This is a genomic window from Streptomyces sp. NPDC049954 (assembly GCF_040656295.1).
In the GTDB taxonomy this organism is placed as follows: Bacteria; Actinomycetota; Actinomycetes; order Streptomycetales; family Streptomycetaceae; genus Streptomyces.
Window position 1 is genome coordinate 166,212 of the sequence record NZ_JBFALS010000002.1, and the last position, 24,995, is coordinate 191,206.

The following is a 24,995-nucleotide window of genomic DNA, read 5'->3' on the forward strand; positions in this document are numbered from 1 at the left end:
CTGTTCTCGTACGCACGTCAATGTTAGAGACTTGCGTGAGAATGTTAGAAGCCCGCGTGTACGGTGCTGTCATGCCGAAACAGCTTTCCAGGATCGCCGACTTCGCCGGTGTCAGTGAGATGACCGTCAGCCGGGTGCTGAGCGGGAAGGGGCGGGTCGCCCCGGCCACCCGGGACGTGGTGCTCAGCGCGCTCGACGTGCTCGGGATCGAGCGGCCGGCCGGGGAGCGGCGCGAGCGCGGGCCGCTCGTCGGGCTCGTCGTGCCCGACCTGCAGAACCCGGTGTTCCCGGCCTTCGCCGAGGCGCTCGCCGGGCGGCTCAACAAGCGGGGCCTGATCCCCGTGCTGTGCACGCGGACCGCCGACGGGGTGTCCGAGGCGAACTACATCGAGATGCTGCTCGCGCAGAACATCGGCGGCATCGTCTTCGTCGGCTCCAGCTACACCGACGCCGGACCCGAGTCCAGCCGGGAACTGCGCGCCAGGGGTGTGCCCATGGTGCTGGTCAACGCGGCCGACGAGAACCCCGGCGTGGCCCAGGTGTCGGCGGACGACGAGGCCTCGGCGCAGCAGGCGCTGCACCACCTCGCGGAGTTGGGGCACGAGCGGATCGGCCTGGTCGTCGGCCCCGTCGGGCACGTGCCCTCGGCGCGCAAGATGGCCGGGTACGCGGCCTTCTGGCAGGGGCGCGGGGTCGCGGCCCGGCAGTGGCGGCCGATGGTCGCGCACACCTCCTTCTCGATGGAGGGCGGCGCGATGGCCGCGACCCAGTTGCTGGAACGGGGGGTGACGGCGCTGGTGTGCGCGAGCGACGCGGTCGCGCTCGGCGCCATCCGGGCCGCGCGGCGCAAGGGGCTGAAGGTGCCCGGGGACCTGTCCGTGGTGGGCTTCGACGACTCCCCGTTCCTGGTCGCCACGGACCCGCCGCTGACCACGCTGCGCCAGCCCGTCGCGCCCATGGCGGACGCCGCGATCGAGGCGCTGACCTCGCAGTTCGCCGGTTCCCCGGTCACCACGGGGACCCTGCTCTTCCAGACCGAACTCATCGTGCGCGGCTCCACCGGACTCTCCCCCGACCAGCGGCGTACATGATTTTTTGCGCAAGGTCATTGACGTCTTGCTAAGAGACTGTCTACTTTCTGCGTCATCCCTGTTACTCCAAGGTTTCGCCTTGGGGTGATTCCCGGAAGGCGTTGATCCCCATGACTGGTCCCCTCTCCCGCCGCTCCCTCCTCGGTGCGGGTGCGGCGGGTTCCCTCGCTCTCACGCTCGGCGCGTGCGGCGGCTCCTCCTCGTCGAAGGACGCGGGGGGAGTCGTGAAGGTCTCGGTCAACGGCATGCCGCCGTCGACCCAGCCGGTGGACCGGAAGTTCTTCCTCCAGGACGTCCGCGCGTTCGAGAAGGCCCATCCGAAGATCAAGATCGACGCCCGCGAGGGCTACATGGACCCGAAGACCTTCTCGGCGAAGCTCGCGGGCGGGCAGCTTGAGGACGTCTTCTACGTCTACTTCTCGGACCCCGCGCAGATCATCGAGCGCAGGCAGGCCGCGGACATCAGCCCGTACCTGAAGGAGGTCCCGCACCTGGACGAGGTCCGTCCCGACCTGCTGAAGGTCTTCACCGGCCAGGACGGGAAGGTCTACGGGCTGCCCAACGGCGAGTACTCGCAGGGGCTGCTGTACAACCGGGCGCTGTTCAAGAAGGCCGGGCTCGACCCGGACCGCCCGCCGGCCACCTGGGACGAGGTGCGCGCCGCGGCCAAGCGGATCAGCGCGCTCGGGGGCGGGACCGTCGGGTACGCCGACTACAGCAAGAACAACCAGGGCGGCTGGCACCTCACCTCGTGGATCTACTCGATGGGCGGAGAGGTCGCAGCCCGGCGGGACGGGCGCTGGCGCGCGGCCTTCGACAGCGCGGCCGGGCGCAAGGCGCTCCAGGCGCTGCACGCGATGCGCTTCAGCGACAACAGCATGGGCACCCGGCAGCTCCTGGAGATACCGGACGCGCAGAAGCTCATGGGCTCCGGGAAGCTCGGGATGTACATGGCCGGACCGGACAACATCCCCACCATCGTCAAGCAGTTCGAGCGCGCGTACGCGGACTTCGGGGTGGCGCCCATGCCGGGCGGCCGGGCCACGCTGTCCGGCGGCAACGGCTTCATGGTCAACCCGAAGGCGAGCCCCGAGAAGATCAGGGCCGGGGTGCGGTGGCTCCAGTGGAAGTACCTCAACCCCGAGCGCGAGGCCTTCGTGAGCAAGCGCGCCACGCAGCAGGACGTGCCCATCGGGCTCCCGCTGGACCGGCTGATGACCGGCGAGGCGCAGAAGACGATGGACGCGGCCCACGCCAAGTACGCGAACGTCCCGCAGGAGAACTACGCGGCCTTCGTCAGCGGCACCGAGAAGCTCACCCACAAGCTGGAGCCGCCCAAGGCCCAGGAGATCTACACGGTCCTCGACGGGGTCATGCAGGCCGTCCTGACCAAGCGCGACGCCGATCCCGGCAAGCTCCTGCCCGAGGCCGCCAAGAAGGTCGACACCCTCCTGGCCACGGTCAAGTGACGTGCCCGTGACCACGACAGAGCCCGCGCCCGTCCGCGAGGCCCCCGCCAAGGGCCGGGAGCGGCGCCCGCGTCCCGGCCGCACCCCCTCCGCCCGCCGCCGGCACCTGCGCGACAACCTCGTCGCGTACGCCTTCCTCGCGGGCGCGATCCTGTGCTTCGGTTTCTTCTCCTGGTACCCGATCGTGCGCGGCTGGCTGCTCGGCTTCCAGCAGGTCACCTTCGCGCAGCCCGCGCAGTGGGTCGGCCTCGACAACTTCCGCCGCCTCTTCGACGACCCGCTGTTCGTCACGGCCTGGACCAACACCGGGTACTTCACGCTGCTCGCCCTGGTCCTCGGCTTCGCCGCGCCCTTCCTCGTCGCCGTCGTCCTCAACGAGCTGCGGCACGGCTCGGGATACCTGCGGATGACGGTCTACCTGCCGGTCATGCTGCCGCCGATCGTCACGATGCTGCTGTGGCGCTGGTTCTACGACCCGGGACCCGGGCTGTTCAACAAGGCGCTCGACCTCGTGCACCTGCCCCCGCAGCAGTGGCTGGAGTCCGGGCACCTCGCGATGCTCTCCCTGGTCCTCGTCTCCACCTGGGCCAACATGGGCACCACGACCCTGGTCTACCTCGCGGCGCTCGGCTCGGTGCCCGGCGAACTGTACGAGGCCGCCGAACTGGACGGTGCCTCGATCCGGCGGCGGCTGTGGCACGTGACGCTGCCGCACATGCGGTTCATCCTCATGATCACGCTGCTGCTCCAGGTCCTCGGCACCATGCAGGTCTTCATCGAGCCCTTCGTCCTGACCGGCGGCGGACCCGACGACGCGACCGTCACCGTGCTGCTCCTGCTGTACCGGTACGCCTTCGTCTACAACGACTTCGGGCTCGCGAGCGCCCTGTCCACGCTGCTGTTCGTGGTCCTCGGCCTGTTCTCCGCCGTCTACCTGCGCCTGACCCGCGGCGGCGACTGAGACGACGGGGAAGCCCGCCCCTCCCCGGCCCGTCCAGGACGCCCCTCACCAAGGAACCGCCATGTCCTCTCCCGAGGTGCGCACGCTCATCGCACCCACCGAACGCAACCGGCGCACCGGCCGTTTCCTCTACCGGGTCGTCCTCGTCGCCACCCTCGCGGGCTTCACGCTCGCCTTCCTCTTCCCGCTGTACTGGATGGTTACCGGCGCGCTGAAGTCCTCCGCGGAACTCGCCGAGCCCAGCCCCACGCTGTGGCCGCGCGCCCTGCACCCGGGCACCTACGCGGACGCCTGGACCAACGTCGGGCTCGGCCACTACTTCCTCAACACCCTGTTGCTCGCGGCGGGCGCCTGGCTCTTCCAGCTCGTGCTCGACACGGCCGCCGCCTACTCGCTGTCCCGGCTGCGGCCCGTGCTCGGCAAGGTCGTGCTCGGCATGATGCTCGCGACGCTCATGCTGCCGGTGTCCGCGCTGCTCGTGCCCACCTACCTGACCGTCACCGACGTACCGCTCCTGCACGTCAACCTCATCGACACGCCGTGGGCGATCTGGCTGCCCGCCACCGCCAACGCCTTCAACATCTTCATCCTGAAACGGTTCTTCGACCAGATCCCGCTCTCCCTGCTGGAGTCGGCCCGCATCGACGGGGCCGGTCCGCTGCGGGTCCTGTGGGCGATCGTGCTCCCGCTGTCGCGGCCGGTGCTCGCCGTCGTGTCGATCTTCGCGGTCGTCGGCGTCTGGAAGGACTTCCTCTGGCCGATGATCGTCCTGCCCTCCCCCGCGAAGCAGCCGATCACCGTGGCCCTCAACCGGCTCACCGAGTTCCTGCCCGCCAACCAGCTCCTCGCGGGCATGGTCATCGCCTCCGTCCCGCTGCTCGCCCTGTTCCTGGTCTTCCAGCGGCACGTCGTCGCGGGCCTCACCGCCGGAAGCGTCAAGGGCTGACCCGGGCAGCCCACCACCGCGCGGCCGGGTCCCGCGCGCCCCCACACGTACGACCGTCCGAGCCTCACCCCACTGAAGGAAGGACACCACCCCCATGAGCCGCACCACCACCCCGCGCCACCTGGCGCGCCGCGCCGCCCTGAGCGTCGCGCTCGCCACCGCGGGCTCCCTGCTCGTGACCGCCCCCGCCGGGGCCGCCCCCCAGCCCCGCGCCGCCGACCTGCCGTTCACCACCTACGAGGTGGAGGACGGCAGCACCGACGGCAGCGTCCTGGAACCCGACCGCACCTACCTCACCCCCGCCTCCGAGGCCAGCGGCCGCCGCGCCGTCGTCCTGCGGGAGACCGGACAGTACGCGGAGGTGAAGCTCACCGCCCCCGCCAACGCGCTCAACCTGCGCTACTCCCTGCCCGACTCCGCCGACGGCAAGGGCCAGGACGCCACCCTGAGCGTCTACGCGGACGGCGAGGAGCTGACCGACCTCGACCTCACCTCGAAGTACAGCTGGGTGTACGGCGAGTACCCCTACACCAACCAGCCCTCGGACGGCTCCGCGCACCGCTTCTTCGACGAGAGCCGCACCCGGCTCGACAAGACCCTGCCGGCCGGGACCGTCCTGCGCTTCCAGAAGGACGCGGACGACAGCGCCGCCTCCTACACCCTCGACCTCGTGGAGGCGGAGGAGGTCGCTGCACCGGGCTCGATGCCCGAGGGCTACGTCTCCGCCACCGATCTCGGCGTCACCCCGGACGACGGGCAGGACGTCACCTCGGCCCTCAACTCCGCGGTGCAGCAGGCGAAGGAGCAGGGCAAGGGCCTGTGGCTGCCGGCCGGGACCTACGTCCTGTCCGACCGCGTCGACCTGCCCGGGGTCGCCCTGCGCGGCGCCGGGGTGTGGGACACGGTGCTGCGCGGGACCGGCCTCAAGGGCGGGCTGTACGCGACCGGCGGCACCACCGAGATCCGCGACCTCATGATCGACGGGGACAACACGGTGCGCGACGACGCGGGCGGACAGGCCGCCGTCGAAGGCGAGTTCGCGGACGGCTCGGTCATCGACAACGTGTGGATACGGCACACCAAGGTCGGCCTGTGGGCCAACGGCCCCACCACCGGGCTGAACGTCTCCCACCTGCGTATCCGCGACACCTACGCGGACGGCGTCAACCTGCACGGCGACGTGCGCGACACCGTCGTCTCCGACAGCAGCGTGCGCGGCACCGGCGACGACGGCCTCGCGATGTGGTCCGAAGGGGCCGCCGTCACCGACAGCGTCTTCCGCGACAACTCCGTCCAGCTCCCGCTGCTCGCCAACGGCGCCGCCGTGTACGGGGGCAGCGGCAACCGCGTCGAGAACAACACGATCTCCGACACCGTGACCGGCTCCGCCGGAATCGCCGTCTCCAGCCGCTTCGGGGACCCCTTCACCGGCACCACCACCGTCAGCGGCAACACCCTGGACCGCACCGGCGGCTACGAGCCCAACTGGCAGTCCGAGCTGGGCGCCCTGTGGGTCTACGCCGCCAACTCCGACATCACCACCCCCGTCGTACTGAGCGACAACACCGTGCGCGACTCGACGTACAGCGGGCTGCTCGTCAGCTACCAGAAGACCGTCGGCGACCTCAGCGTCAAGGACACCACCTTCGACGGGGCGGGCACCCACGGCATCGAGATCGACGCCGCCGGCTCCGGCACCTTCTCCGGGGTGAACGTCAGCGGCACCGGCTCCGACGCCCTGTCCCTGTCCGGCGGCTTCACCGTCGAGCGCGGCAGCGGCAACAGCGGCTGGTAGTACCGCCCTTCACCACCCGGGCCACCCCCGGGGCCCGCCGACACCACCCCAGCGGGCCCGGCCGCGCACCCCGCGGCCGGGCCCGCTCCCGCAGGAACCGACACCAGCACCCGACACCCGACAGCGAAAGCAGGTGCCATGACCCAGCGCTCCAGCGACTGGTGGCGTCACGCGGCCATCTACCAGCTCTACCCCCGCAGCTTCGCGGACGGCGACGGCGACGGGACCGGCGACCTCGCCGGAGTCCGCGCCCGCCTCGGCCACCTCAGCACGCTCGGCGTGGAGGCGATCTGGTTCAGCCCCTGGTACCTGTCGCCGCTCGCCGACGCCGGCTACGACGTCGCCGACTTCCGGCAGATCGACCCCCGCTTCGGCACCCTCGCCGAGGCCGAGAGCCTGATCACCGAGGCGCACGAACACGGGCTGCGCGTCATCGTGGACGTCGTCCCCAACCACGTCTCGAACGAACACGAATGGTTCGTGAAGGCCGTCGAAGGCGGCCCCGAAGCCCCCGAACGTGACCTCTTCTGGTTCCGCGAAGGGCGCGGCGAGGACGGCGAACTCCCGCCCAACGACTGGCAGTCCGTCTTCGGCGGGCCCGCGTGGACCCGCGTCGCGGACGGCGCCTGGTACCTCCACCTCTTCGCCCCCGAACAGCCCGACCTCAACTGGCGACAGCCCCAGGTGCGCGAGGAGTTCGAGGACATCCTGCGCTTCTGGTTCGACCGGGGCGTCGACGGCATCCGCGTCGACTCCGCCGCCATGTGCTCGAAGGACCCGGCACTGCCCGACTTCGACCCCGCGCACCCGCCCCGGCCCCACCCCTACGTCGACCGCGACGACAACCACGCGATCTACCGGGGCTGGCGCGCCGTCGCCGACTCCTACGCCCAGCCCCGCGCCCTGATCGGCGAGGTGTGGCTCGACGACACCGAACGCTTCGCCCAGTACCTGCGCCCCGACGAACTGCACACCGCGTTCAACTTCGACTTCCTCGGCTGCGCCTGGGAGGCCGGGGCGCTGCGCCGCTGCGTCGACGCGACCCTCGCCGCGCACGCCGGGGTCGGGGCGCCCAGCACCTGGGTGCTCTCCAACCACGACGTGACCCGCAGCGTCACCCGCTACGGACGGCCCGACACCAGTACCGCCGCCGGGATCCGCCAGTACAACCCGGTCGTCGACGAGGACCTGGGCCGCCGCCGCTCCCGGGCCGCCGCCCTGCTCAGCCTCGCCCTGCCGGGCGCCGTCTACATCTACCAGGGCGAGGAACTGGGCCTGCCCGAGGTCGAGTCGATCCCGCCCGAGCGGCGCGACGACCCGATCTTCCACCGCACCGGCGGCGCCGACCCGGGCCGCGACGGCTGCCGTGTCCCGCTGCCCTGGAGCGGCGAGCACCGCCCGTACGGCTTCAGCCCGGACGGGGCCGAGGGCGAACCGTGGCTGCCGCAGCCCGACTCCTGGGCCCGGCTCAGCGCCGCCGCCCAGGACGGCGACCCCGGCTCGACCCTCAACCTCTACCGCGCCGCGCTCGCCCTGCGCGCGGCGGAACCCGCCCTCGGCGACGGCCCCCTGTTCTGGGAACCGGCGCCCGAGGGAGTCCTCCGCTTCCGCCGCGACGAGCACTTCACCTGCGTCGTCAACCTGTCCGCCGCGCCCGTCCCGCTGCCGGAGCACCGCGCGCTCCTGCTCGCCTCGGCCGGACTGCCGGACGGACTGCTGCCGCCGGACACGGCGGTGTGGCTGCGTACGGGCTGAGCCCGGCGCCGGAGGTCACCGGCCGGCCAGGAAACGGAGGTAGGACTCCGGGTTGAGCGGATCGCCGTCGGTCCTGGCCCGGCGCGGGGGCAGTCCGCGGACCGGGCGGTCGCGGCCGGGGCGGGACCACAGCGCGCCCTCCCCGCCGCTCAGCCCGGGCAGCGCCGCCGTCAGTTCCTGCACGCTCCCGGCCGGGATCTCCGCCGCGACCGTCCAGCGGTCGCCGCTCTCCCAGGTCCCGCCGATGTCCGCGCCGAGCGCCGCGAGCCGCCCGGTCACGGCGCCGAGGGTGTCCTCCGGCACCTCGGTCTCCACCGCGCGGCACGGTTCGTACACCCGCGTCCCGGCGCGGTCCAGGGCCCGCAGGAGGACGAGCGGGGTGAGGTGACGGAAGTCGGCGGCCGTGCTCAGCGGCGCCGCGTACCCGGTCCGGGTCAGGGTCACCACGCAGTCGGTGACCTCCCAGCCGTACAGCCCCTGCCCGAGCGCGCCGAGGGCCGTCTCCTCGATCGCGCGGTGGAAGGCCCGGGGCAGCGCGCCCCACTCCGTCTCCCGCGCCCAGCGCACCCCGCTGCCGTACTCCGCCGGGTCCACGCGCAGCCCGACCGTCGCCCAGAACCCGTCCGGGCCCGGCCCCAGCTCCCGTACGGCCTCGCCGGACGCGACGGGCCGTTCCCGGTACACGGGCGTGACCGGCGCGAACTCCACCGCGAGGCCGAACTCCCGGCGCAGCCGCTCCGCGAGCACCTCGCGCTGCACGGCGCCGTGCAGGAGCACCGACAGTTCGCCGTCCGCCGTGGTCCGCGTCCGCACGAACGGGTCCTCGTCGGCGAGCGCGGACAGCGCCGCGTGCAGGGCCGCGCCCCGGCCGGGCTCCGCAGGGCGCACGACGGCCTCAAGCCCCGGCGGGGCGAAGCGGAACACCGGGCGGCCGGGGTCGGGCGCGCCGATCCGGTCCCCGACCCGGACCCCCGGCACCCCGCGGAAGGCCCCGATCCCCCCGGCGGACAGGGCGCGGTCGTCGTCGTGGTCGTCGCCGACGACGTCGAGGCGGGTGAGACGGCCGCTCACGCGCGCCGCGCCGCCACCCGGCTCGTCGCGGTGCAGCACGACCCGCTCACGGGCGCGCAGCCGGCCACCGAACAGCCTGACGTACGCGGTCTTCTCACCGCCCGCGCCGCGTTCGACGGCGAAGACGGTGCCGGAGGCGGGGGCGTCCCGGTCGGCGGCGGGGGAGGGCAGGAGGGTGGCGACGGCCTCGGCGAGGTGACGCGTGCCGGTGCCGGTGAGGGCGGAACCGAAGCACAGCGGATGGACCAGCCCGGAGGCGGTGTGCCGCGCGAGCGCCGCACGCACCTCGTCCTCGGCCGGAGCGGGCCCGTCCACATACCGCGAGAGCAGCAAGTCGTCGTGTTCGGCGAGCAGTTCGGCGGGGGAGTGGCGTCCGGCGAGCGGCAGCGGCAGGGAGCGCGCGGCCGGGGTGCCCGCCGCGTACGTGGTGGCGAGCGGGACCACGTACGGGGCGAGCCCGCGCCGGATGTCGTCGAGCAGCCCCTCCTCGCGCGCCCCCGGCCGGTCGATCTTGTTGACGAAGATCAGCGTGGGCAGCCGCAGCCGGCGCAGCGACTTCATCAGGACACGGGTCTGCGGCTGGACCCCTTCGACGGCGGACACGACGAGGACGGCGCCGTCGAGCACACCGAGGGCACGTTCGACCTCGGCGATGAAATCGGGGTGACCCGGGGTGTCCACGAGGTTGACGTGACGACCGCCGAGAGTCAGCGGGGCGACGGCCGAGCGGATGGTGATCCCGCGTTCGCGTTCGAGTTCGCCGCTGTCGGTGGTGGTGTTCCCCGCGTCGACGCTGCCGAGCGCGCCGAGCGCTCCGTGCTCGAACAGCAGCCGCTCGGTGAGGCTGGTCTTACCGGCGTCGACGTGGGCGAGAACGCCCAGGTTCAGGGGGAGCGAGGGGGTGGTGGTCAAGGTGGTCCTCGGAGATCGGAGAGAGAGCGCGGGGCGTCGTGACTGCTCCGAAGTGACGGCGCATGGCTCTCTTCCTTCCGATCGCGCGCGGCTCGGCCCTGCCGCCGTGAAGTGACGTGACGGCGTACGGGCGTTGCGGCGTCGTGGCGTTGCGAGGACGGCCACGGGGGGCCGGGGCCGGTCGAGCGGGGTGGGTGGGTGCGGACACCCCCGTGGGGGACGGCGCACCCGCGAGACCGGCCCTCCACCGGGGAGGGGCGGACCCGCGGGCGGGACGTTACCGCAGGACGGGGCGCGGGGCGCGGTGATTTTCTCCCGGCCGTGCGTTCCTCGCCCGTCCGAGTGGGCGGGGCGCTCTGCGGGTTCAGGGGGTGTCAGGCCGGTGTCAGGCGTCCGCCTCCTGGCGTGGCCCGGGGAGGGCGCCGCGGCGCTCCTCGTTGATGCGCAGCGCCTCTTCCAGCTGGTCCTCAAGGATGACGATGCGGCAGGCGGCCTCCACGGGCGTCCCCTGGTCGACCAGTTCGCGGGCGCGGGCGGCGACACGCAACTGGTAGCGGGAGTAACGCCGGTGGCCGCCCTTCGAACGCAGCGGGGTGATCAGGCGGGCCTCACCGATCGCCCGCAGGAACGCCGGGGTCGTACCGAGCACTTCGGCGGCGCGGCCCATGGTGTAGGCGGGGTAGTCCTCGTCGTCGAGACGGTCGAAGGAGTTCTCTGCTGTCATCTGCACCTCATCCGCGCGCTTCTGCTGCTCGTCCGGCATCTCATCGGCACCTCTGTCCGGGGGTTCGGGGGTCGGCGGTCGGGGGTCGCGGTTCTGGGGAACGCGTCGAGGGGCTCCGGTGCCGTGCGGCACCGGAGCCCCGAGGGATTGGAACACCATCCGCCGGCCTACTGCGGGGCCGGCCTTCTCATTCCGCGCCGTCTCCCGAAGGAGGGGGACGTGTGCGGGGATCGCGGTTGCGTGACCGTGGGACCACCTTCCGTTCCGGGGCCTGCGGTACCCGGGCTGCTATGTCCTCGCCCGGGCGATCCTGATGGCGTCTGCCTCCTTCTTTCCTCGCGCTGGTCAACGTGATCGGTACTGCGGTACTGCCTTCTTTCCTGCGGTACTGCGGGACCACTGTCCTGCGGTACCGCTGCGGCGGCCCCTGTCGAGCCGCCCGGCCCGGCCGTCAGCGAGGGGACCCCGAGATGACTCCGGCCCCGCCACTCCACCACCGTGCCGTACTGCTTATTGCTCCCGCGTGCGGGCAGTTCGTGTCTGCCGCGCCTTCGTGGATCTCTGGCTACGAGGAAGACGCTAACCCCATGGAGCGCGCATGTCTACTCCCACCACGACAGATTTCCCGAACGGGTGAAGGCCGATGTTCTGTCTCCCTCGACCCGCGAAAGTAGTACTGGAAAAGTGCGGGTGTGAGGCATGACGGGGGTGGGAGCGGGAAGAAGACGCGGCCGCCGGAACCCCTCAGGCCGCCGCCCCGGGCGCGACGAGGTCACGCGGAACACGCGAGAGACAGGGCAGGGTCTCGCCCAGCGGCCGGCGGTCAGCGCCCAGCGGCCGGTGCGGGACGTCGTGGACGGCGGCCAGGGTCCGCGCCGCCGTGCCGGTACCGGTAAGACCCGTGCCGTGCAGGCCAAGCCGGTCGGCGGCCGGTCCGGGGGCGGTCTCGTGGGTGCCGCATCCGGCATGGGTGCGGCAAGTACGAGGAGAACAGTGGCAGTTGCTGCTTCGGGTACGGCGAGTAGGAGACGGTCATGCGAGCGAGTGTGTTCGAGGAGTTCGGCGGGCCCGAGGTGCTGGAGGTCCGCGAGGCCGAGCGGCCCGTCCCGGGCCCCGGGCAGGTCCTGGTCCGGGTGGTCGCCGCGGGAGTGAACCCGGTCGACGGCAAGATCCGGGCCGGCTGGATGCGGCAGGTCTTCCCGACGGCCCTCCCGGCCATCCCGGGCCAGGAGTTCTCGGGGGTCGTCGAGACGGTCGGCGAAGGCGTGCACGGGACCGCCCCGGGTGACGAGATCCTCGGCTGGGCGCTCGGCGGTTCCTGGGCGCAGTACACGCTGGCCGAGGGCTGGGCACCCAAGCCCGCCGCGCTCGGCTGGGCGGAGGCGGCGGCGCTGCCGGTCGCGACGGAGACCGCCTCCCGCGTCCTCGGACTGCTCGGCCTCGGCTCCGGTGAGACCCTGCTGCTGCACGGGGCGGCCGGGGCGGTCGGCACGGTGGCCGTCCAGCTCGCCGTCGCCGCCGGTGCGACGGTCGTCGGGACGGCCTCCCCCGCCAACCACGCCTACCTGCGCGAGCTGGGCGCGGTCCCCGTCGCGTACGGGGAGGGCCTGGCGGAGCGGGTACGGGCGGTGGCCCCGCAGGGCGTCGACGCCGTCTTCGACGCGGCGGGCCGGGGCGCGGTGGCCGACTCGTTCGAACTGCTCGGCGGCAGCACCGAACGCATCGTGACGATCGCCGACATGGACGCCGCCAAGCACGGCGTGACCTTCTCCGCGAGCCGCACCGGCGACCCGGGCCCCGGCCTCGCCGAGCACGCGCGACTCGCGGCCGAGGGCAGGCTCGTCCTGCCGGTGGCGCGCGAATACCCCCTGGAGGGCGCGGCGGACGCGGCGGCCGAGAGCGACGCGGGACACGTGCGGGGGAAGCTGGTGGTGCGGGTCGCCCAGGTGTGAGAACCGGGCCGCCCCGCCGCTTTCTGCCCGGCTACTCCGGTTTCCGCGCCTGGAGGGAGTAGACCTGCGGGGCGCCCGTGCCCGGCGGGAAGCGGAAGTGCCCGCCGTCGCGCTCGTGCAGGAACTCCAGGCGCAGCCCGGCTCCGGCGAGCGCGGTCACGACGTCCCCGAGCCCGTGCTGCCACTGCACGGTGCGGGTCGCGGGCAGCGGCTCGCCGTCGGTGTACGTGTGCGGGTAGTCGAAGACGAGCGGCCCGCGCGTGAAGTAGTCCTCCTCGACGGTGCGGCCGTCCTCGCCGAGCACGTCGCTGAAGGGGTGGAACTCCGTCAGGTGCAGGAAACCGCCGGGGGCCAGCAGCCCGGCCACCGTCCGCGCCCAGCGCGGCAGATCGGGCAGCCAGCACAGGGCGCCGAGCCCCGTGTACACGATGTCGAACGGCCCCTGCCCGTCGAGCGCGGTCCCGGCCTCGTACACGTCGGAGGTCACGAAGCGGGACGAGGCGGCCGTCCCCGTCCGCCCGGCGAGGTCGCGGGCCACCTCCAGGGCGGGCGCGGAGAAGTCGAGCCCCGTGACCTGCGCGCCGAGCCGCGCCCAGGAGAGCGTGTCGAGCCCGATGTGGCACTGGAGGTGCAGCAGACGGCGCCCGCGCACGTCCCCGACTTCCTCGACCTCGAAGTCCCGCAGCGAGTTGCGCCCCGCGACGAAGCCGGGGAGGTCGTAGAAGGCGCTGTCGACGTGGACGGGCACCCGGCCGTCCCAGTTGACGCGGTTCACGGCGAGCCAGTCCTCGGCAGCCGGGGTGACGGAAGGGGGCGTGGTCATGACGGGCCACGGTAGTGATGGGGCAGACCCCGTGCCACTTCTTTCCCGCCCTCGGGTTTCCCGCCCTCGGGTTAGGGGCCGTAACGAAAGCCAGGATGGGAAACTGGAGCGGCGGACGTGCGGGGTGTGCGGTGGTCCGCCCCGACCATCCGCGTGAGACGAGGAACGGATCCCTTCCCATGACGCCGAAGACGCCGAAGACGCCGAAGACGCCGAAGACGCCGAAGACGCCGAAGACGCCGGAGACGCCGGAGAGGCCGTTGAGGCCCGAGAAGAAGCCGAGCAGCCCGAGGGACCGTTACCGCGAGCAGACGCGCGCCGAGATCAAGCAGACGGCGCTCGCCCAGCTCGCCGAGGGCGGCGTCGAGGCGGTCGCGCTGACCCGTATCGCGAAGACCATGGGCCTGTCCGGCCCCGCGCTCTACCGGTACTTCGCCGGTCGCGACGAACTCCTGAGCGCCCTGATCAGGGACGCGTACGACGACGCGGCCTCGGCGATCGAGACGGCACGGCAGTCCTGCGCGGGCCGCCCCGCCGCCGTACGGCTCGCGGCGCTCGCGGACGCCTTCCGCGCGTGGGCCCTCGCCCAGCCGCACCGCTACCTGCTGATCGCCGGGTCCCCGGTGGCCGGCTACCAGGCCCCGCCCGACACGGTGGACCGGGCGAGGGGCGCGCTCGGCCCCTTCGTCGGCGTCCTCGCCGAATCCCCCCGCCCGGCGGCGGAGTCAGGCGCCGACGCCACGCTGATCGCCGAGATGTCCGCGTGGGCGAACGACGACCCCGCCGTACGCGAGTGGGCCGCCCGGTACGCGGGCCCGGCCGCCTCCCCCGAGGCGGTGGCCACCGGCCTGGCGGGAGCCGTCCTCGCGTGGGCGCAGCTGCACGGCACGGTGAGCCTGGAGGCCACCGGCCAGTTCACCGGCATGGGCCACGCCCCGGCCTCCCTCCTGCACGCCCAGGTCGAGGCCCTGGCGGAACGGTTCCGGCTGGCGCGGGAGTGACCGCGTCCCGGGGGGCGGCGGGACCCGACTCGGTTGTCCCGGTGGGGAGTTCGGCCCAGGTCACCTTGCCGGAGCCGGTGCGGTAGAAACCCCACCGTCGTGCGAGGCTCCCGACGAGGAGCAGGCCCCGGCCGCCCTCGGCGTCCACCGCCGGACACCGGAGCACGGGCGGTAGCCGGGACGTGTCCCCGACCTCCACGACGAGGCGACCCGGCAGGGCGACCAAACCCACGGTGACCAGGGGAGCCGGGGCCTCGGAGGCGGTCTCCGCGAGAACGGCGTTGGTCACCAGTTCCGAGGTCACCAGCGCGAGTTCGTGCGCCTCGCCGGCCGTCCCCCACCCGGACAGACAGAGCTGGACGAACCGGCGCGAGTGGACGGCGGCCGGATGCGCGGCCGGTAGAGCGAGTGTCCCGAACTCCCGTGCGTCCTGGATGAGATAGGGCGGCCGCCGCTCCCGCATCAGTCCTCCTCCACCGCGAGGATCCGCGCGCCCGTCGCGGACGACAGGTGCAGGGCCATGGCGTCCTGGAGCGAGCGGTTGAGGGCGAGCTCCCGGTAGGACGGCACGAGCACCTGCCGCACACCCGCGAGCCCGACCGCTTCCACCAGATCGGTGAACGCGGCCTGCCCGCCCGAGACGTACTCGTGGAAGACGGTCATCAGGTGCAGGCCGTGGGCCTCCGCGTACGCCTTCATCACCTCCTGAGTGCGCCGGGCCGCCTCGTCGCTCAGGTCGTCGGGGACGCGCATGTAGCCGAAGATCACCGGGTTCATCGCTTCGTTCTCCCTACGCCGCGCGGGCCATTACCTGGCGTGGTCGCGGCTTGATTCCGGGTGACGAGTGAAGCAGCGCAGGACTCGGAATTGCAAGACTACATTCGCGAATAATCAATTGGAGTGACATCGAAATATCGTTCGACATTGCGGAGTGAACATCTGGGGGCCTACATTTCGGGTGAAGGGTTCGCTCGCATCGAGGGGAATCAGGAAAATGGGGGACCGTGTGTCCGGAGTCGCTACGGGTTCGACCGTGCCGCGTCGTCAACTGGGCCGACATCTCAGGGAGTTGCGCAACGCCTCACGGCTGACCGTCCGAGCCGCCGCCAAGGAGCTGGAGTGGTCGGAGCCGAAGATCTGGCGGATCGAGACCGGCCAGACTTCTTTGCGCAGCCTCGATGTCGAGGCGATGTGCAAGGTGTACGGAGCGGCTCCGGAATTGACGCAGGGCCTGATGGGCCTCGCCAAGGAAACGAAGGGGCGCGGCTGGTGGCACGCTTATGGTGACGTGATCCCGGAGGGCTTTGATCTTTACATCGGGCTGGAGGAATCGGCGGAGCGGTTGTCCTGGTATTCCTCTGAGCTGGTGCCGGGGCTGTTCCAGACACCTGATTATGCCCGTGTACTCATCAAGCGATCCGACCCCGGCCGGGACGAGGCAGAGGTTGAGCGGCGTGTCCATGTCCGGGTCATGCGGCAAGCGCTGCTTACGCGTGTCACGGCAGCCCCACGGGTGGACGTCGCGATCAACGAGGCGGTGTTGAGGCGTCCGGTAGGTGGTGCCACCGTCATGGCTGCCCAGCTGGAGCGGCTGGTTCAATTGAACGCGCGGGACAACGTCTCCATCCGTGTCGTGCCGTACAGCGCCGGACTGCACGCGGGGATCCTGTCCGGCCCGTTCGTCAGGATGCGCTTCCCGACTACTGCTGACGGCCGGGAGACGGAGCCGCCCACCGTCTATGTGGAGGGCTTCACAGGAGCGCTGTATCTCGACAAGATCAACGAGATCGGGCGTTACGACGGGGCGTTCGCCTCTATCTGGGATTCGGCGCTTGATGAGGCTGGTAGCACGAGCCTTCTCCAGCAAGCAGCGAGGGAGCTGAGCAAGTGAACAGTGCTGACCTGACAGGTGCGGTCTGGCGCAAGAGCAGTCGTAGCAACGGCGACGCCGAGTGTGTCGAGGTCGCCCTCCTCGGCAACGGCCGGGTGGCGATGCGGGACACCAAGCACGACGGCCGGGGCCCGGCGCTCCTCGTTGGCCTTGGTGAGTGGGCGGTATTCGAGCGTTATGCGGCCAGGGGGTTGAGCGGATGAACAGTGCTGATCTGACAGGCGTGGTGTGGTGCAAGAGCAGCCGCAGCAACGGGCAGGCCAACTGCGTTGAGGTCGCCCTCCTCAGTGACGGGCGTGTGGCGATGCGGGACACCAAACACGAGGGGCGGGGCGCGGCGCTTGTCTTCGGTCCCGGTGAGTGGGTCGCGTTCGAGCGGCACGCGGTCACGGGGTTGAGCGGATGAACAGCGCTGACCTGACAGGCGTGGTGTGGCGCAAGAGCAGTCGTAGCAACGGTGACGCGAACTGCGTTGAGGTCGCCCTCCTCGGCAACGGCCGGGTGGCGATGCGGGACACCAAGCACGACGGCCGGTGTCCCGCGCTGTCCGTCGGTCCCGGCGAGTGGGTGGCCTTCGAGCGGTACGCGGTCGAGGAGCTGGGCGGATGAACGGTGCTGACCTGACGGATGCCGTATGGCGTAAGAGCAGCCGCAGCAACGGCCAGGCGGAGTGCGTCGAAGTCGCGCGCCTCCGTGACGGCCGTGTCGCGGCGCGGGACTCGAAGGGCGGCGGGCGCGGGCCCGTGCTCGTGTTCGCCGCCGCGCGGTGGGCCCGGTTCACGTCTTCCTGAGACGGCGCCGTCCACGGCCACGCACGCCGCGCGGCCCGTCGTACGGCCACGCAAGCCGCGCGGCCCGTCGTCGTACGGCCACGTTCGCCGCGTCGGCTGCCGTACGGTCCACCTACGCCGCGCGCGGAAGCGCTCGTCCCCGGTTCGCGAGCCCCGGGCGGGTGCTTCCGCCTCGGCTTCCGCCTCCGGTTCCGCCGTCTCCGCCGCTGGTCCGGCCGCCCCTGTATTCTCCCGACCATGCCGCCGCAAGCCCCGTCCCACCAGCCCGGCCCCGCTCAGCGTGGGCTGCTGACCGAGCGGATCGCGCGGCAGCTGGAGCACGACATCCGGACCGGGGAGATCCCAGTCGGCAGCAAGCTGCCCTCGGAGCGCGAGCTCTCCGTGCAGTTCGGGTCCAGCCGCAACGTCGTCCGTGAGGTGCTGCGGCGGCTGGAGGCCCAGCACCTCATCGAGGTCGCGCCCGGGCGCGGGTCCTTCGTGCGGGAGCAGACCTCCGGGCAGGCGCGCGGGTACGACGCGCTGTACCGGGCCGGACGGCCCACCGTGCGGCAGCTCATCGAGGCCCGGCTCCCGCTGGAGGTCGAGACCGTGCGGCTCGCGACGCTGCGGGCCACCGAGGCCGACATCGAGGTCATGCGCGCCGCCGTCGACGGGCTCGAAACCGCCACCGACGTCGTCGTCAAAGCCCGCGCCGACCTCGACTTCCACGACGCCGTCGCGGCGGCCGGCGGCAACCCCGTACTGCGGATCATGCTGTCCTCGATCAGCGGCATGATGTTCGAGATGATGCTGCGCTCCAACTCCGATCCGTCGATCGCCGAGCCCGGAGTCCCGCACCACCCCGAGATCTTCGCGGCCGTCGAGGCACGCGATCCGGACCTCGCGAGCGAGCGGATGCGCGCCCACCTCATGCTCGGACTGCGCACCTACGGCGCCGACCTGGACGTCCCGGTCAACGTCATGGCCCGCCATCACATCGAGGCGCTGCTCGGGGAGACGGGGAAGTCCGGCGAACGGCGGGACGGGGCAGGGGACGGCGGCACGCGCTGAGCCGCCTCCGCCCCCGTCCTTCCCGACCTCCCCGTCCCCGCCCTTCCGCTCCCCTCCCCGTCCCGCCGTTCGCCGCCTGTCAGAGGGAGCCTCCCGCTGTCGGCCGCCTCGCCGGGAACGCGTGGCCGCGCGCGAGGATCACGACGGCCAGGACCGGCGTCAGGAGCGCCAGGACGCTCCACGGGAAGGACAGCGGCCCGAAGAGGCTCAGGAGGAGGCCGCCGACGGCGCCCCCGACGCCCATGAACCCGTTCCACACCGTCACCAGCAGCGTTTGCGCGCCCTCGCCGCCCGCGTCCGTGACCGCGGTCTGGAGCAGCGTCGACACGGCACCCCAGCCCAGTCCCCACAGGACCATCGCGACGTAGACCATGGCCTCGCGGTCGGCCAGTACGGCCAGGATCGCGGCCCCCGCGGCGAAGAGGACGGTGCTGGCGAGGGTCAGGCCGCGCAGCCTGCGGTCGACGTGGGCGCCCGTGACGACGACGCTCACCAGCGAGGCCAGCCCGAAGACCAGGAGCACCAGGTCGACGGAGTCCGCCATGCCGTACGCGTCGAGGAACGCCGCGATGTACGTGTACAGGATGTTGTGCGCCAGCACGTAGGCCGCGACCACGAACAGGACCGCCGCCACCCCGGGCCGGGCGAGCGGCCGCAGGACCGGCTCCCGGTTCCCCCGGGGCGTCCCCGGCGCGTCCGGCACCGATACGAGGATCCACCCGCACAGGACCGCGCCGAGCGCCGCCACCAGACCGAACGTCAGCCGCCAGCCGAGTGCCCCGCTCAGCAGAGTGCCCAGCGGGATACCGAGGGACAGGGCGAGCGGCACGCCGGTCATCGTGACGGCGATCGCCCGCCCCCGCAGACGCGGCGGCGCGAGCCTGCGGGCGTAGCCGACGAGCAGCGCCCACACGAGGCCCGTCGCCACCCCCGAGACCCCCCGGAACACCAGCGTCAGCGCGTAGTCGGGGGACACGGCGGTGACCAGGTTGCCCACGGAGACGACCGCCACCGCGCCGAGGACGAGTCGCTTGCGCGGCCACGTGGCCGTGACCGCGACCAGCGGGATCGCGGGGAGCGCCGTCGCGAGCGCGTAGACGGTGAGCGACTGCCCCATGGCGGACTGCCCCACCGAGAGGTCACCGCTCATCTCGGGCAGCATCCCGGCGGGCAGCGCCTCGGTGAGAATCGCCAGGAAGGCCGCGCTGCCCAGGGCGATCAGCGCCCTCCACGGCAGCCGTTCCGGTTCCTGTCCCGGTTCCCGTTCCGGTTCCTGTCCCGGTTCCCGTTCCGGTTCCCGTCCCGGCTCCCGTTCCGGTTCCCGTCCCGCCTGCCTCCGTACTTCCTGATCGTCCCGCTCCCGCTCGTGCTCCCGCGCCCGCTGCTCTGGCTGTGGCTGCCGCGTAGTCATGGCCGTATGCTCAAACCCTGCCATCGGTGTGAGGGTCAAGCCGGCCCCGAGTGAGGTAGGTCATATGCGTATCGGTGAGCTGTCGGAGCGGACCGGCGCATCGCCGCGACTGCTGCGCTACTACGAGGAGCAGGAGCTGATCGGCTCCCGCCGCCGCGCCAACGGCTACCGCGAGTTCGACGAGGCATGCGTGGACAAGGTCCTCCAGGTCAGGGCGCTGATCGACATCGGCCTGCCGACCCGCGTCATCCGGCAGATCCTGCCCTGCCTCGACCGGCCCCGCGACATCCACTTCAGCGACGCGACACCGGAGACGCTCGCCACGCTGGAGCGCGAACGCGACCGCATGGCCGACCGCATCCGCTGCCTCGTCAAGAACCGGGACGCCGTCACCGCGTACCTCGAAGCGGTGCGCCTCGCCGGGCGGAGCGCGCCGCGTCCGACCGACGGCGGCGATCTGGTCTGCGCGCCCGCCGGGGGGCCGGACACCGCCTCCGCCTAGCCGGGGCTGGTTCCGCGAGGCCCCGGTGGCGGTTCACGGCCGGTGGCCTCGGAAAACTCCGTCCCAGGGTCTGGTCACGGCCTCCTCTCTCCTGTTAGCGTCCCGTCGTCCGGTCCAACTGGTCCTACCAGTTGGACCGGTCCTGACCGGAGACCGAGAGAGACGAGGACAAGGATGTCCACGAGGCGTCAGTCCCTCAGCCGCCGTGCCCTCAGCAGCCCCGCCCTGAGCCGTCGTTCCTTCGGCAGCCCTGCCCTGAGCCGTCGTTCCTTCGGCCGGCTGGCCCTGGGGGTCGCGGGCGGGGCCGGGCTCGGGGCGATCGGCGCGTGCGCGCCGGCCGGCGGGAAACCGTCCGCGGACACGCCGCTGCGGATCATGGCGATCAACCACGTGTGGTCGCAGGCGATCAAGAAGCGGATGAAGGAGTTCGAGGAACGGATCGGGCGCCGCGTCTCCATGACGCTGCTCACCGCCGACCAGCTCTCCAGCAGCTACAACGTGAAGCTCAACGCCTCCGGCACGGACGTCGACGTCATGATGGTCCGCGCCCTCCAGGAGCAGCTGGTGTTCGGGCACAACGGGTGGCTCGCCGACCTCAGTGACCGCGTCGAGGGCGAGAAGTCCTTCCGCTGGGGCGACTTCCAGAAGGCGCCGCGCACCGCCTCCGTCACCTCCGGGAAGGTGCTGAGCGTCCCCGTCGTCACGGAACGGCCCGCGCTCTACTACCGCAAGGACCTCGTCGAGGACCTGGGCGGCCCGCCGAAGACGCTCGACGCGCTCATGGACGCCTCCCTCGAACTCGCCGACCGCAAGAAGAACTTCTTCGGCTACGTGGGGCGCGGACAGCGCAACGGCGCCGTGTCCCAGTGGTCCAGCTTCCTGTACTCGCACGGCGGGGACTTCGTCGTGGACGGGAAGTCCGCGATCGGCACGCCCGAGGCGCTCGCCGCCTACCGGTACTACGGGAAACTGCTGGCCGAGGCCGGGCCGCCCGGCGCCACCAACATGAGCCTCGAACAGGCCCTGCCGATCTTCGCGCAGGGCAAGGCGGCCTTCTACATCGACGCCGACGCCGTCTACAGCAACTTCCTCGACCCGAAGATCTCGACGGTACGGGACACGGTCGGCTTCGCGCCCTTCCCCGCCGGTCCCGCCGGGGCCCGCCCGCACAACATCCCCTCGTGGAGCCTCGGCATCAACGCCTTCTCCCGGCTGCGCGACGACTCCTGGGAGTTCATCCGCTGGGCCGCGAGCCCCGCGATGGTCTCCGCGCTGCAGGCCGAGGGCATACCGGGGGCGCGCGAGTCGGCGTGGTCCGACAAGAAGACGCTCGCCTCGTTCCCGCCCGACCTCGCCGAGGCCATGCGCCTCAACGCGGAACGCGGCCTCGGCTACGACCGGCCCCGCGTCCTCCAGGTCGGGCGGGCCCGCGACATCGTCGGCCGTCCGCTCGTCGCCGGGATCCTCGGCGAACGCGTCGAGCCCGTCGTCCGGGACGCCGACGCGGAGTTCGCCGACTTCCTCGTCCGCGACAACCGCCACAAGGAGGCGTGATGACCACGACCGACCTCGCCCCCGGCCGGACCGGCGCCGACGCCACGGGCCCCTCGACACGCTCCCGCGCACCACGCACCCGCACCTTCGAACAGGCCAACCGGCGGCTGAAATGGGCGATGCTCGCCCCCGCGCTGCTCTTCGTCGGCGCCATGATCGTGTTCCCGCTGGCCTTCACGCTCGACCTCAGCTTCACCGACGCCTTCGGCGCCGTGAACGCCGGCAAGCACCACATCGGGCTGCGCAACTTCACCGACGCGCTCGGCGACACCCGCCGCTTCTGGCCCGCCGCCCGCCGCACCCTCGTCTTCACCGTCGGCGCCGTCGTCCTGGAGACCGTGTTCGGGCTCGCGCTCGCGATGCTCATGCGCAAACCCTTCCGGGGCATGCGCTGGGTGCGCACCGTGCTGATCATCCCGCTGCTCACGACGCCCGTAGCCATCGGCATCCTGTGGCTGCTGATCCTCGACCCGACCAACGGCATCGCCAACCACCTGCTCGCCGGAATCGGCTTGCCCCGCATGGAGTTCCTCGGCTCCGTCCAGCAGTCGCTGCCGACCCTCATGCTCATCGACGTGTGGCAGTGGACGCCCATGATGACGCTCCTGCTGCTCGCCGGACTCACCACCCTGCCCGAGGAACCCGAGGAGGCCGCGCTCGTCGACGGGGCCGGGGCCTGGCAGCGCTTCCGGTACGTCGTCCTGCCGATGCTCGGCCCGACCCTCGCCACCGCTCTCGTCCTGCGCGCCGTCGACGCCCTCAAGACCTTCGACATCCTCTACGCCACCAAGGGCGCAGGCGGCGGCTCCGACTTCGAGGCCGAGACCCTCAACGTGTACGCCTACGGCCTGACCTTCGACTACCAGGAGTACGGGCTCGCCGCCGCCGTCCTCGTCCTGTTCACGCTGTTCATCGTCGGCGTCGTGGTGCTGCTGCGCCGCCGCTCCGGAAGGAAGGCCGCCGCCGCATGAGCACCACGCACCCCACTCTTTCCGCCGCGCCCGCGCCCCCGGCCCCCGTCCTCCACCGGCCGCCCGCCCGCCGCCGCTGGGGCGCCCGGCTGCGCGGGATCGCGATCGGGCTCGTCACCCTCGTCTTCGCGCTGCCCGTCATCTGGATGTTCGCCGCCGCGTTCAAGACCAACGTGCAGGTCACCGACCCGTCCGTCGGACTGTGGTTCAAGCCGACCCTCGACAACTTCCGCAGCGTCCTTGAAGCCGGGCAGATCGTCCGCTCCATGGGCAACTCGCTGCTCGTGGGCGTCATATCGACCGTCCTGTCCGCCGTCATCGCCGTACCGGCCGCGTGGGCCGTGGGCCGCTTCGGCATGCACCGCACCGGCTCGCTCATCCTCGTCGCGCGCATCGTCCCGGCCATCTCGCTGCTCGTGCCCTGGTACTACCTGTTCGCGCGCGCCGGACTCGTCGGCTCCTACACCGTGCTCGTCCTGAGCCACATGTTCGTCTCCGTGCCGCTCATCATGTGGATCATGATCAGCTTCTTCGCGGGGCTGCCCGTCGAACTGGAGGAGGCCGCGCGCACCGACGGACTCTCCGCCTTCGGCGCGTTCTGGCGCATCACGCTGCCGCTCGCCGCGCCCGGCACCGCGACCGCCTCGCTGCTCGCCTTCGTCTTCAGCTGGAACAACTTCATGTTCGCCCTCGTCTTCGCCGACGACCACACCCAGACCGTGCCCGTGACCCTGTTCAACTTCATCTCCTACGCGAGCACCGACTGGGGCGGGCTCATGGCCGCCGCCACCCTCATCACCGTGCCCGTCGTCCTCGCCGCCGTACTCGGCCAGAAATACCTGGTCGCCGGGCTCACCTCCGGGGCCTCCAAGGGCTGAAGGGGCCCCTTCCTCCTCGTCCTGTCCCCTTGGTCCCATCAGTCCCATCACCCCGTTGCGTCTCGTCCCGTCCCGTCCCCCTGTTCCCGTCCCCCTGATCCGTCTCCCTGATCCGTCTCCCTGATCTCGTCCTGTCTCCCCGATGTCCCTGAGACGGCCGCCGTGCGCGGCCCGGAAAGCGAATGCCATGAAGATCGTCGACGCGAAGGTCGTCGTCACCAGCCCCGGCCGCAACTTCGTCACCCTGAAGATCACCACGGACGAAGGGCTCACCGGCCTCGGTGACGCCACCCTCAACGGTCGCGAACTCGCCGTCGTCAGCTACCTGCGCGACCACGTCGCCCCGCTGCTCATCGGGCTCGACCCGCACCGGATCGAGGACACCTGGCAGTCCCTGTACCGGGGCGCGTACTGGCGGCGCGGCCCCGTCACGATGGCCGCGATCGCCGCCGTCGACGTCGCCCTGTGGGACATCAAGGCCAAGGCCGCCGGACTGCCGCTCTACCAGCTGCTCGGCGGCGCGAGCCGCGAGCGCGTCGCCACCTACGGCCACGCGAGCGGCCGCGACATCCCCGAACTCCTCGACTCCGTCCGCGAGAAGCTGGCCCTCGGCTACCCCGCCATCCGCGTCCAGACCGGCGTGCCCGGACTCAAGACGGTGTACGGCGTGGGGGGCTCCGCCGCGCAAGAGGCCGCCGCCCCCTCCGCGCACCCCCGCCCCGTGGTCGAGGACTGGGACACCGCCGCCTACCTGCGCCACCTCCCCGGCGTCTTCGAGGCCGTACGCGCCGAGTTCGGGCCCGAACTGCCCCTGCTGCACGACGCGCACCACCGCCTCACCCCCCTCCAGGCCGCCCGCCTCGGCAAGGACCTGGAGCCCTACCGGCTCTTCTGGCTGGAGGACTGCACGCCCGCCGAGAACCAGGAGGCGCTGCGCCTCGTCCGCCGGCACACCACGACCCCGCTCGCGATCGGCGAGGTCTTCAACACCGTGTACGACTACCAGACCCTGATCACCGAGCAGCTGATCGACTACGTGCGCTCCGCCGTCACCCACTTCGGCGGGGTCTCGCCGCTCAAAAGGCTGTTCGACTTCGCCGCCCAGTACCAGATCAAGAGCGCCGTGCACGGGCCCGAGGACATCTCCCCGGTCGGCATGGCCGCCGCCGTCCACCTCGACCTCGCCGTCCACAACTTCGGCATCCAGGAGTACTCCGGCCACACCCCGCTCACCAACGAGGTCTTCCGCCACGCCTACACCTTCACCGACGGCCACCTCCACCCCGGCGAAACCCCCGGCATCGGCGTCGAACTCGACGAGGAACTCGCCGCCGCCCACCCGTACGCCCCGGACTACCTCCCGGTCAACCGCCTCCAGGACGGAACGGTGCACGACTGGTGACCCCGCGCGGCAGGTGACCCCGCGCGGCAGGTGACTCCGCACGAC

General features: G+C 71.8%; 24 protein-coding genes. 19 read left to right on the forward strand and 5 right to left on the reverse strand.

What is annotated here, in order from left to right; translation table 11 throughout:
• Window positions 1-71 precede the first annotated feature (71 nt).
• The 6 genes from AB0J21_RS04230 to AB0J21_RS04255 all read left to right on the forward strand — a co-directional run bounded on the left by AB0J21_RS04230 (window position 72) and on the right by AB0J21_RS04255 (window position 8,017).
• Window positions 72-1,091: a LacI family DNA-binding transcriptional regulator gene (locus AB0J21_RS04230; protein WP_363144256.1), complete on the forward strand. Its 1,020-nt coding sequence runs from the start codon at window positions 72-74 to the stop codon at window positions 1,089-1,091.
• A 110-nt stretch (window positions 1,092-1,201) separates the two neighbouring features.
• Window positions 1,202-2,560: a sugar ABC transporter substrate-binding protein gene (locus AB0J21_RS04235; protein ID WP_363144257.1), complete on the forward strand. Its 1,359-nt coding sequence runs from the start codon at window positions 1,202-1,204 to the stop codon at window positions 2,558-2,560.
• A gap of 106 nt (window positions 2,561-2,666) precedes the next feature.
• Complete coding sequence (locus AB0J21_RS04240) at window positions 2,667-3,521, forward strand: sugar ABC transporter permease (RefSeq protein WP_363144688.1); 855 nt, start codon at window positions 2,667-2,669, stop codon at window positions 3,519-3,521.
• A 61-nt stretch (window positions 3,522-3,582) separates the two neighbouring features.
• Complete coding sequence (locus tag AB0J21_RS04245) at window positions 3,583-4,467, forward strand: carbohydrate ABC transporter permease (protein ID WP_363144258.1); 885 nt, start codon at window positions 3,583-3,585, stop codon at window positions 4,465-4,467.
• 94 nt (window positions 4,468-4,561) lie between these two features.
• On the forward strand, window positions 4,562-6,262 hold the full coding sequence (locus AB0J21_RS04250; RefSeq protein ID WP_363144259.1) for a right-handed parallel beta-helix repeat-containing protein: 1,701 nt from the start codon (window positions 4,562-4,564) through the stop codon (window positions 6,260-6,262).
• Between the two features lie 138 nt (window positions 6,263-6,400).
• Window positions 6,401-8,017 (forward strand): alpha-amylase family glycosyl hydrolase, encoded by a 1,617-nt coding sequence (locus tag AB0J21_RS04255; protein ID WP_363144260.1) that lies wholly within the window; start codon window positions 6,401-6,403, stop codon window positions 8,015-8,017.
• Between the two features lie 15 nt (window positions 8,018-8,032).
• On the opposite strand, the gene AB0J21_RS04260 is transcribed toward AB0J21_RS04255, so the two are convergent.
• A complete protein-coding gene (locus AB0J21_RS04260) occupies window positions 8,033-10,000 on the reverse strand; it encodes a translation factor GTPase family protein (protein ID WP_363144261.1) in 1,968 nt (655 codons plus the stop codon).
• Between the two features lie 385 nt (window positions 10,001-10,385).
• Window positions 10,386-10,724 carry a MerR family transcriptional regulator gene (locus tag AB0J21_RS04265; protein ID WP_363144262.1) on the reverse strand — a complete coding sequence of 113 codons (339 nt, stop codon included), beginning with the start codon at window positions 10,722-10,724 and terminating at the stop codon, window positions 10,386-10,388.
• Window positions 10,725-11,758: 1,034 nt separating this feature from the next.
• Here AB0J21_RS04265 and AB0J21_RS04270 point away from each other — a divergent pair.
• Window positions 11,759-12,676: an NADP-dependent oxidoreductase gene (locus AB0J21_RS04270; RefSeq protein ID WP_363144263.1), complete on the forward strand. Its 918-nt coding sequence runs from the start codon at window positions 11,759-11,761 to the stop codon at window positions 12,674-12,676.
• Between the two features lie 31 nt (window positions 12,677-12,707).
• Here the strand turns inward: AB0J21_RS04270 and AB0J21_RS04275 are convergent, their stop codons facing one another.
• Window positions 12,708-13,499: a methyltransferase gene (locus tag AB0J21_RS04275; RefSeq protein WP_363144264.1), complete on the reverse strand. Its 792-nt coding sequence runs from the start codon at window positions 13,497-13,499 to the stop codon at window positions 12,708-12,710.
• 179 nt (window positions 13,500-13,678) lie between these two features.
• Between AB0J21_RS04275 and AB0J21_RS04280 the strand changes: the two genes are divergently transcribed.
• A complete protein-coding gene (locus AB0J21_RS04280; protein WP_363144265.1) occupies window positions 13,679-14,500 on the forward strand; it encodes a TetR/AcrR family transcriptional regulator in 822 nt (273 codons plus the stop codon).
• A gap of 462 nt (window positions 14,501-14,962) precedes the next feature.
• Here AB0J21_RS04280 and AB0J21_RS04285 read toward each other — a convergent pair whose 3' ends face one another.
• Window positions 14,963-15,277 (reverse strand): recombinase family protein, encoded by a 315-nt coding sequence (locus AB0J21_RS04285; protein WP_363144266.1) that lies wholly within the window; start codon window positions 15,275-15,277, stop codon window positions 14,963-14,965.
• Between the two features lie 229 nt (window positions 15,278-15,506).
• On the opposite strand from AB0J21_RS04285, the gene AB0J21_RS04290 reads away from it, so the two are divergent.
• The 6 genes from AB0J21_RS04290 (at window position 15,507) to AB0J21_RS04315 (ending at window position 18,232) form a co-directional block, all read left to right on the forward strand.
• Window positions 15,507-16,391 (forward strand): helix-turn-helix transcriptional regulator, encoded by an 885-nt coding sequence (locus AB0J21_RS04290; RefSeq protein WP_363144267.1) that lies wholly within the window; start codon window positions 15,507-15,509, stop codon window positions 16,389-16,391.
• On the forward strand, window positions 16,388-16,594 hold the full coding sequence (locus AB0J21_RS04295; protein ID WP_363144268.1) for a DUF397 domain-containing protein: 207 nt from the start codon (window positions 16,388-16,390) through the stop codon (window positions 16,592-16,594). Before AB0J21_RS04290 ends, AB0J21_RS04295 begins: the two co-directional genes overlap by 4 nt.
• Complete coding sequence (locus AB0J21_RS04300) at window positions 16,591-16,797, forward strand: DUF397 domain-containing protein (RefSeq protein WP_363144269.1); 207 nt, start codon at window positions 16,591-16,593, stop codon at window positions 16,795-16,797. The genes AB0J21_RS04295 and AB0J21_RS04300 overlap by 4 nt, the downstream gene beginning before the upstream one ends.
• On the forward strand, window positions 16,794-17,000 hold the full coding sequence (locus tag AB0J21_RS04305; RefSeq protein ID WP_363144270.1) for a DUF397 domain-containing protein: 207 nt from the start codon (window positions 16,794-16,796) through the stop codon (window positions 16,998-17,000). Before AB0J21_RS04300 ends, AB0J21_RS04305 begins: the two co-directional genes overlap by 4 nt.
• A complete protein-coding gene (locus AB0J21_RS04310) occupies window positions 16,997-17,182 on the forward strand; it encodes a DUF397 domain-containing protein (RefSeq protein ID WP_363144271.1) in 186 nt (61 codons plus the stop codon). Before AB0J21_RS04305 ends, AB0J21_RS04310 begins: the two co-directional genes overlap by 4 nt.
• Before the next feature lie 237 nt (window positions 17,183-17,419).
• Window positions 17,420-18,232 carry a FadR/GntR family transcriptional regulator gene (locus AB0J21_RS04315; protein ID WP_363144272.1) on the forward strand — a complete coding sequence of 271 codons (813 nt, stop codon included), beginning with the start codon at window positions 17,420-17,422 and terminating at the stop codon, window positions 18,230-18,232.
• A 79-nt stretch (window positions 18,233-18,311) separates the two neighbouring features.
• Here AB0J21_RS04315 and AB0J21_RS04320 read toward each other — a convergent pair whose 3' ends face one another.
• Window positions 18,312-19,643 (reverse strand): MFS transporter, encoded by a 1,332-nt coding sequence (locus tag AB0J21_RS04320; protein WP_363144273.1) that lies wholly within the window; start codon window positions 19,641-19,643, stop codon window positions 18,312-18,314.
• 64 nt (window positions 19,644-19,707) lie between these two features.
• Between AB0J21_RS04320 and AB0J21_RS04325 the strand changes: the two genes are divergently transcribed.
• The 5 genes from AB0J21_RS04325 (at window position 19,708) to manD (ending at window position 24,950) form a co-directional block, all read left to right on the forward strand.
• Entirely contained in the window at window positions 19,708-20,145 is a 438-nt protein-coding gene (locus tag AB0J21_RS04325) for a MerR family transcriptional regulator (protein WP_363144274.1), read from the forward strand.
• 375 nt (window positions 20,146-20,520) lie between these two features.
• Window positions 20,521-21,699 (forward strand): sugar ABC transporter substrate-binding protein, encoded by a 1,179-nt coding sequence (locus AB0J21_RS04330; protein WP_363144689.1) that lies wholly within the window; start codon window positions 20,521-20,523, stop codon window positions 21,697-21,699.
• Window positions 21,699-22,670: a sugar ABC transporter permease gene (locus AB0J21_RS04335; protein WP_363144275.1), complete on the forward strand. Its 972-nt coding sequence runs from the start codon at window positions 21,699-21,701 to the stop codon at window positions 22,668-22,670. The genes AB0J21_RS04330 and AB0J21_RS04335 overlap by 1 nt, the downstream gene beginning before the upstream one ends.
• On the forward strand, window positions 22,667-23,548 hold the full coding sequence (locus tag AB0J21_RS04340; RefSeq protein WP_363144276.1) for a carbohydrate ABC transporter permease: 882 nt from the start codon (window positions 22,667-22,669) through the stop codon (window positions 23,546-23,548). The genes AB0J21_RS04335 and AB0J21_RS04340 overlap by 4 nt, the downstream gene beginning before the upstream one ends.
• A gap of 187 nt (window positions 23,549-23,735) precedes the next feature.
• Window positions 23,736-24,950 carry a D-mannonate dehydratase ManD gene (gene manD / locus AB0J21_RS04345; RefSeq protein WP_363144277.1) on the forward strand — a complete coding sequence of 405 codons (1,215 nt, stop codon included), beginning with the start codon at window positions 23,736-23,738 and terminating at the stop codon, window positions 24,948-24,950.
• Window positions 24,951-24,995 lie beyond the last annotated feature (45 nt).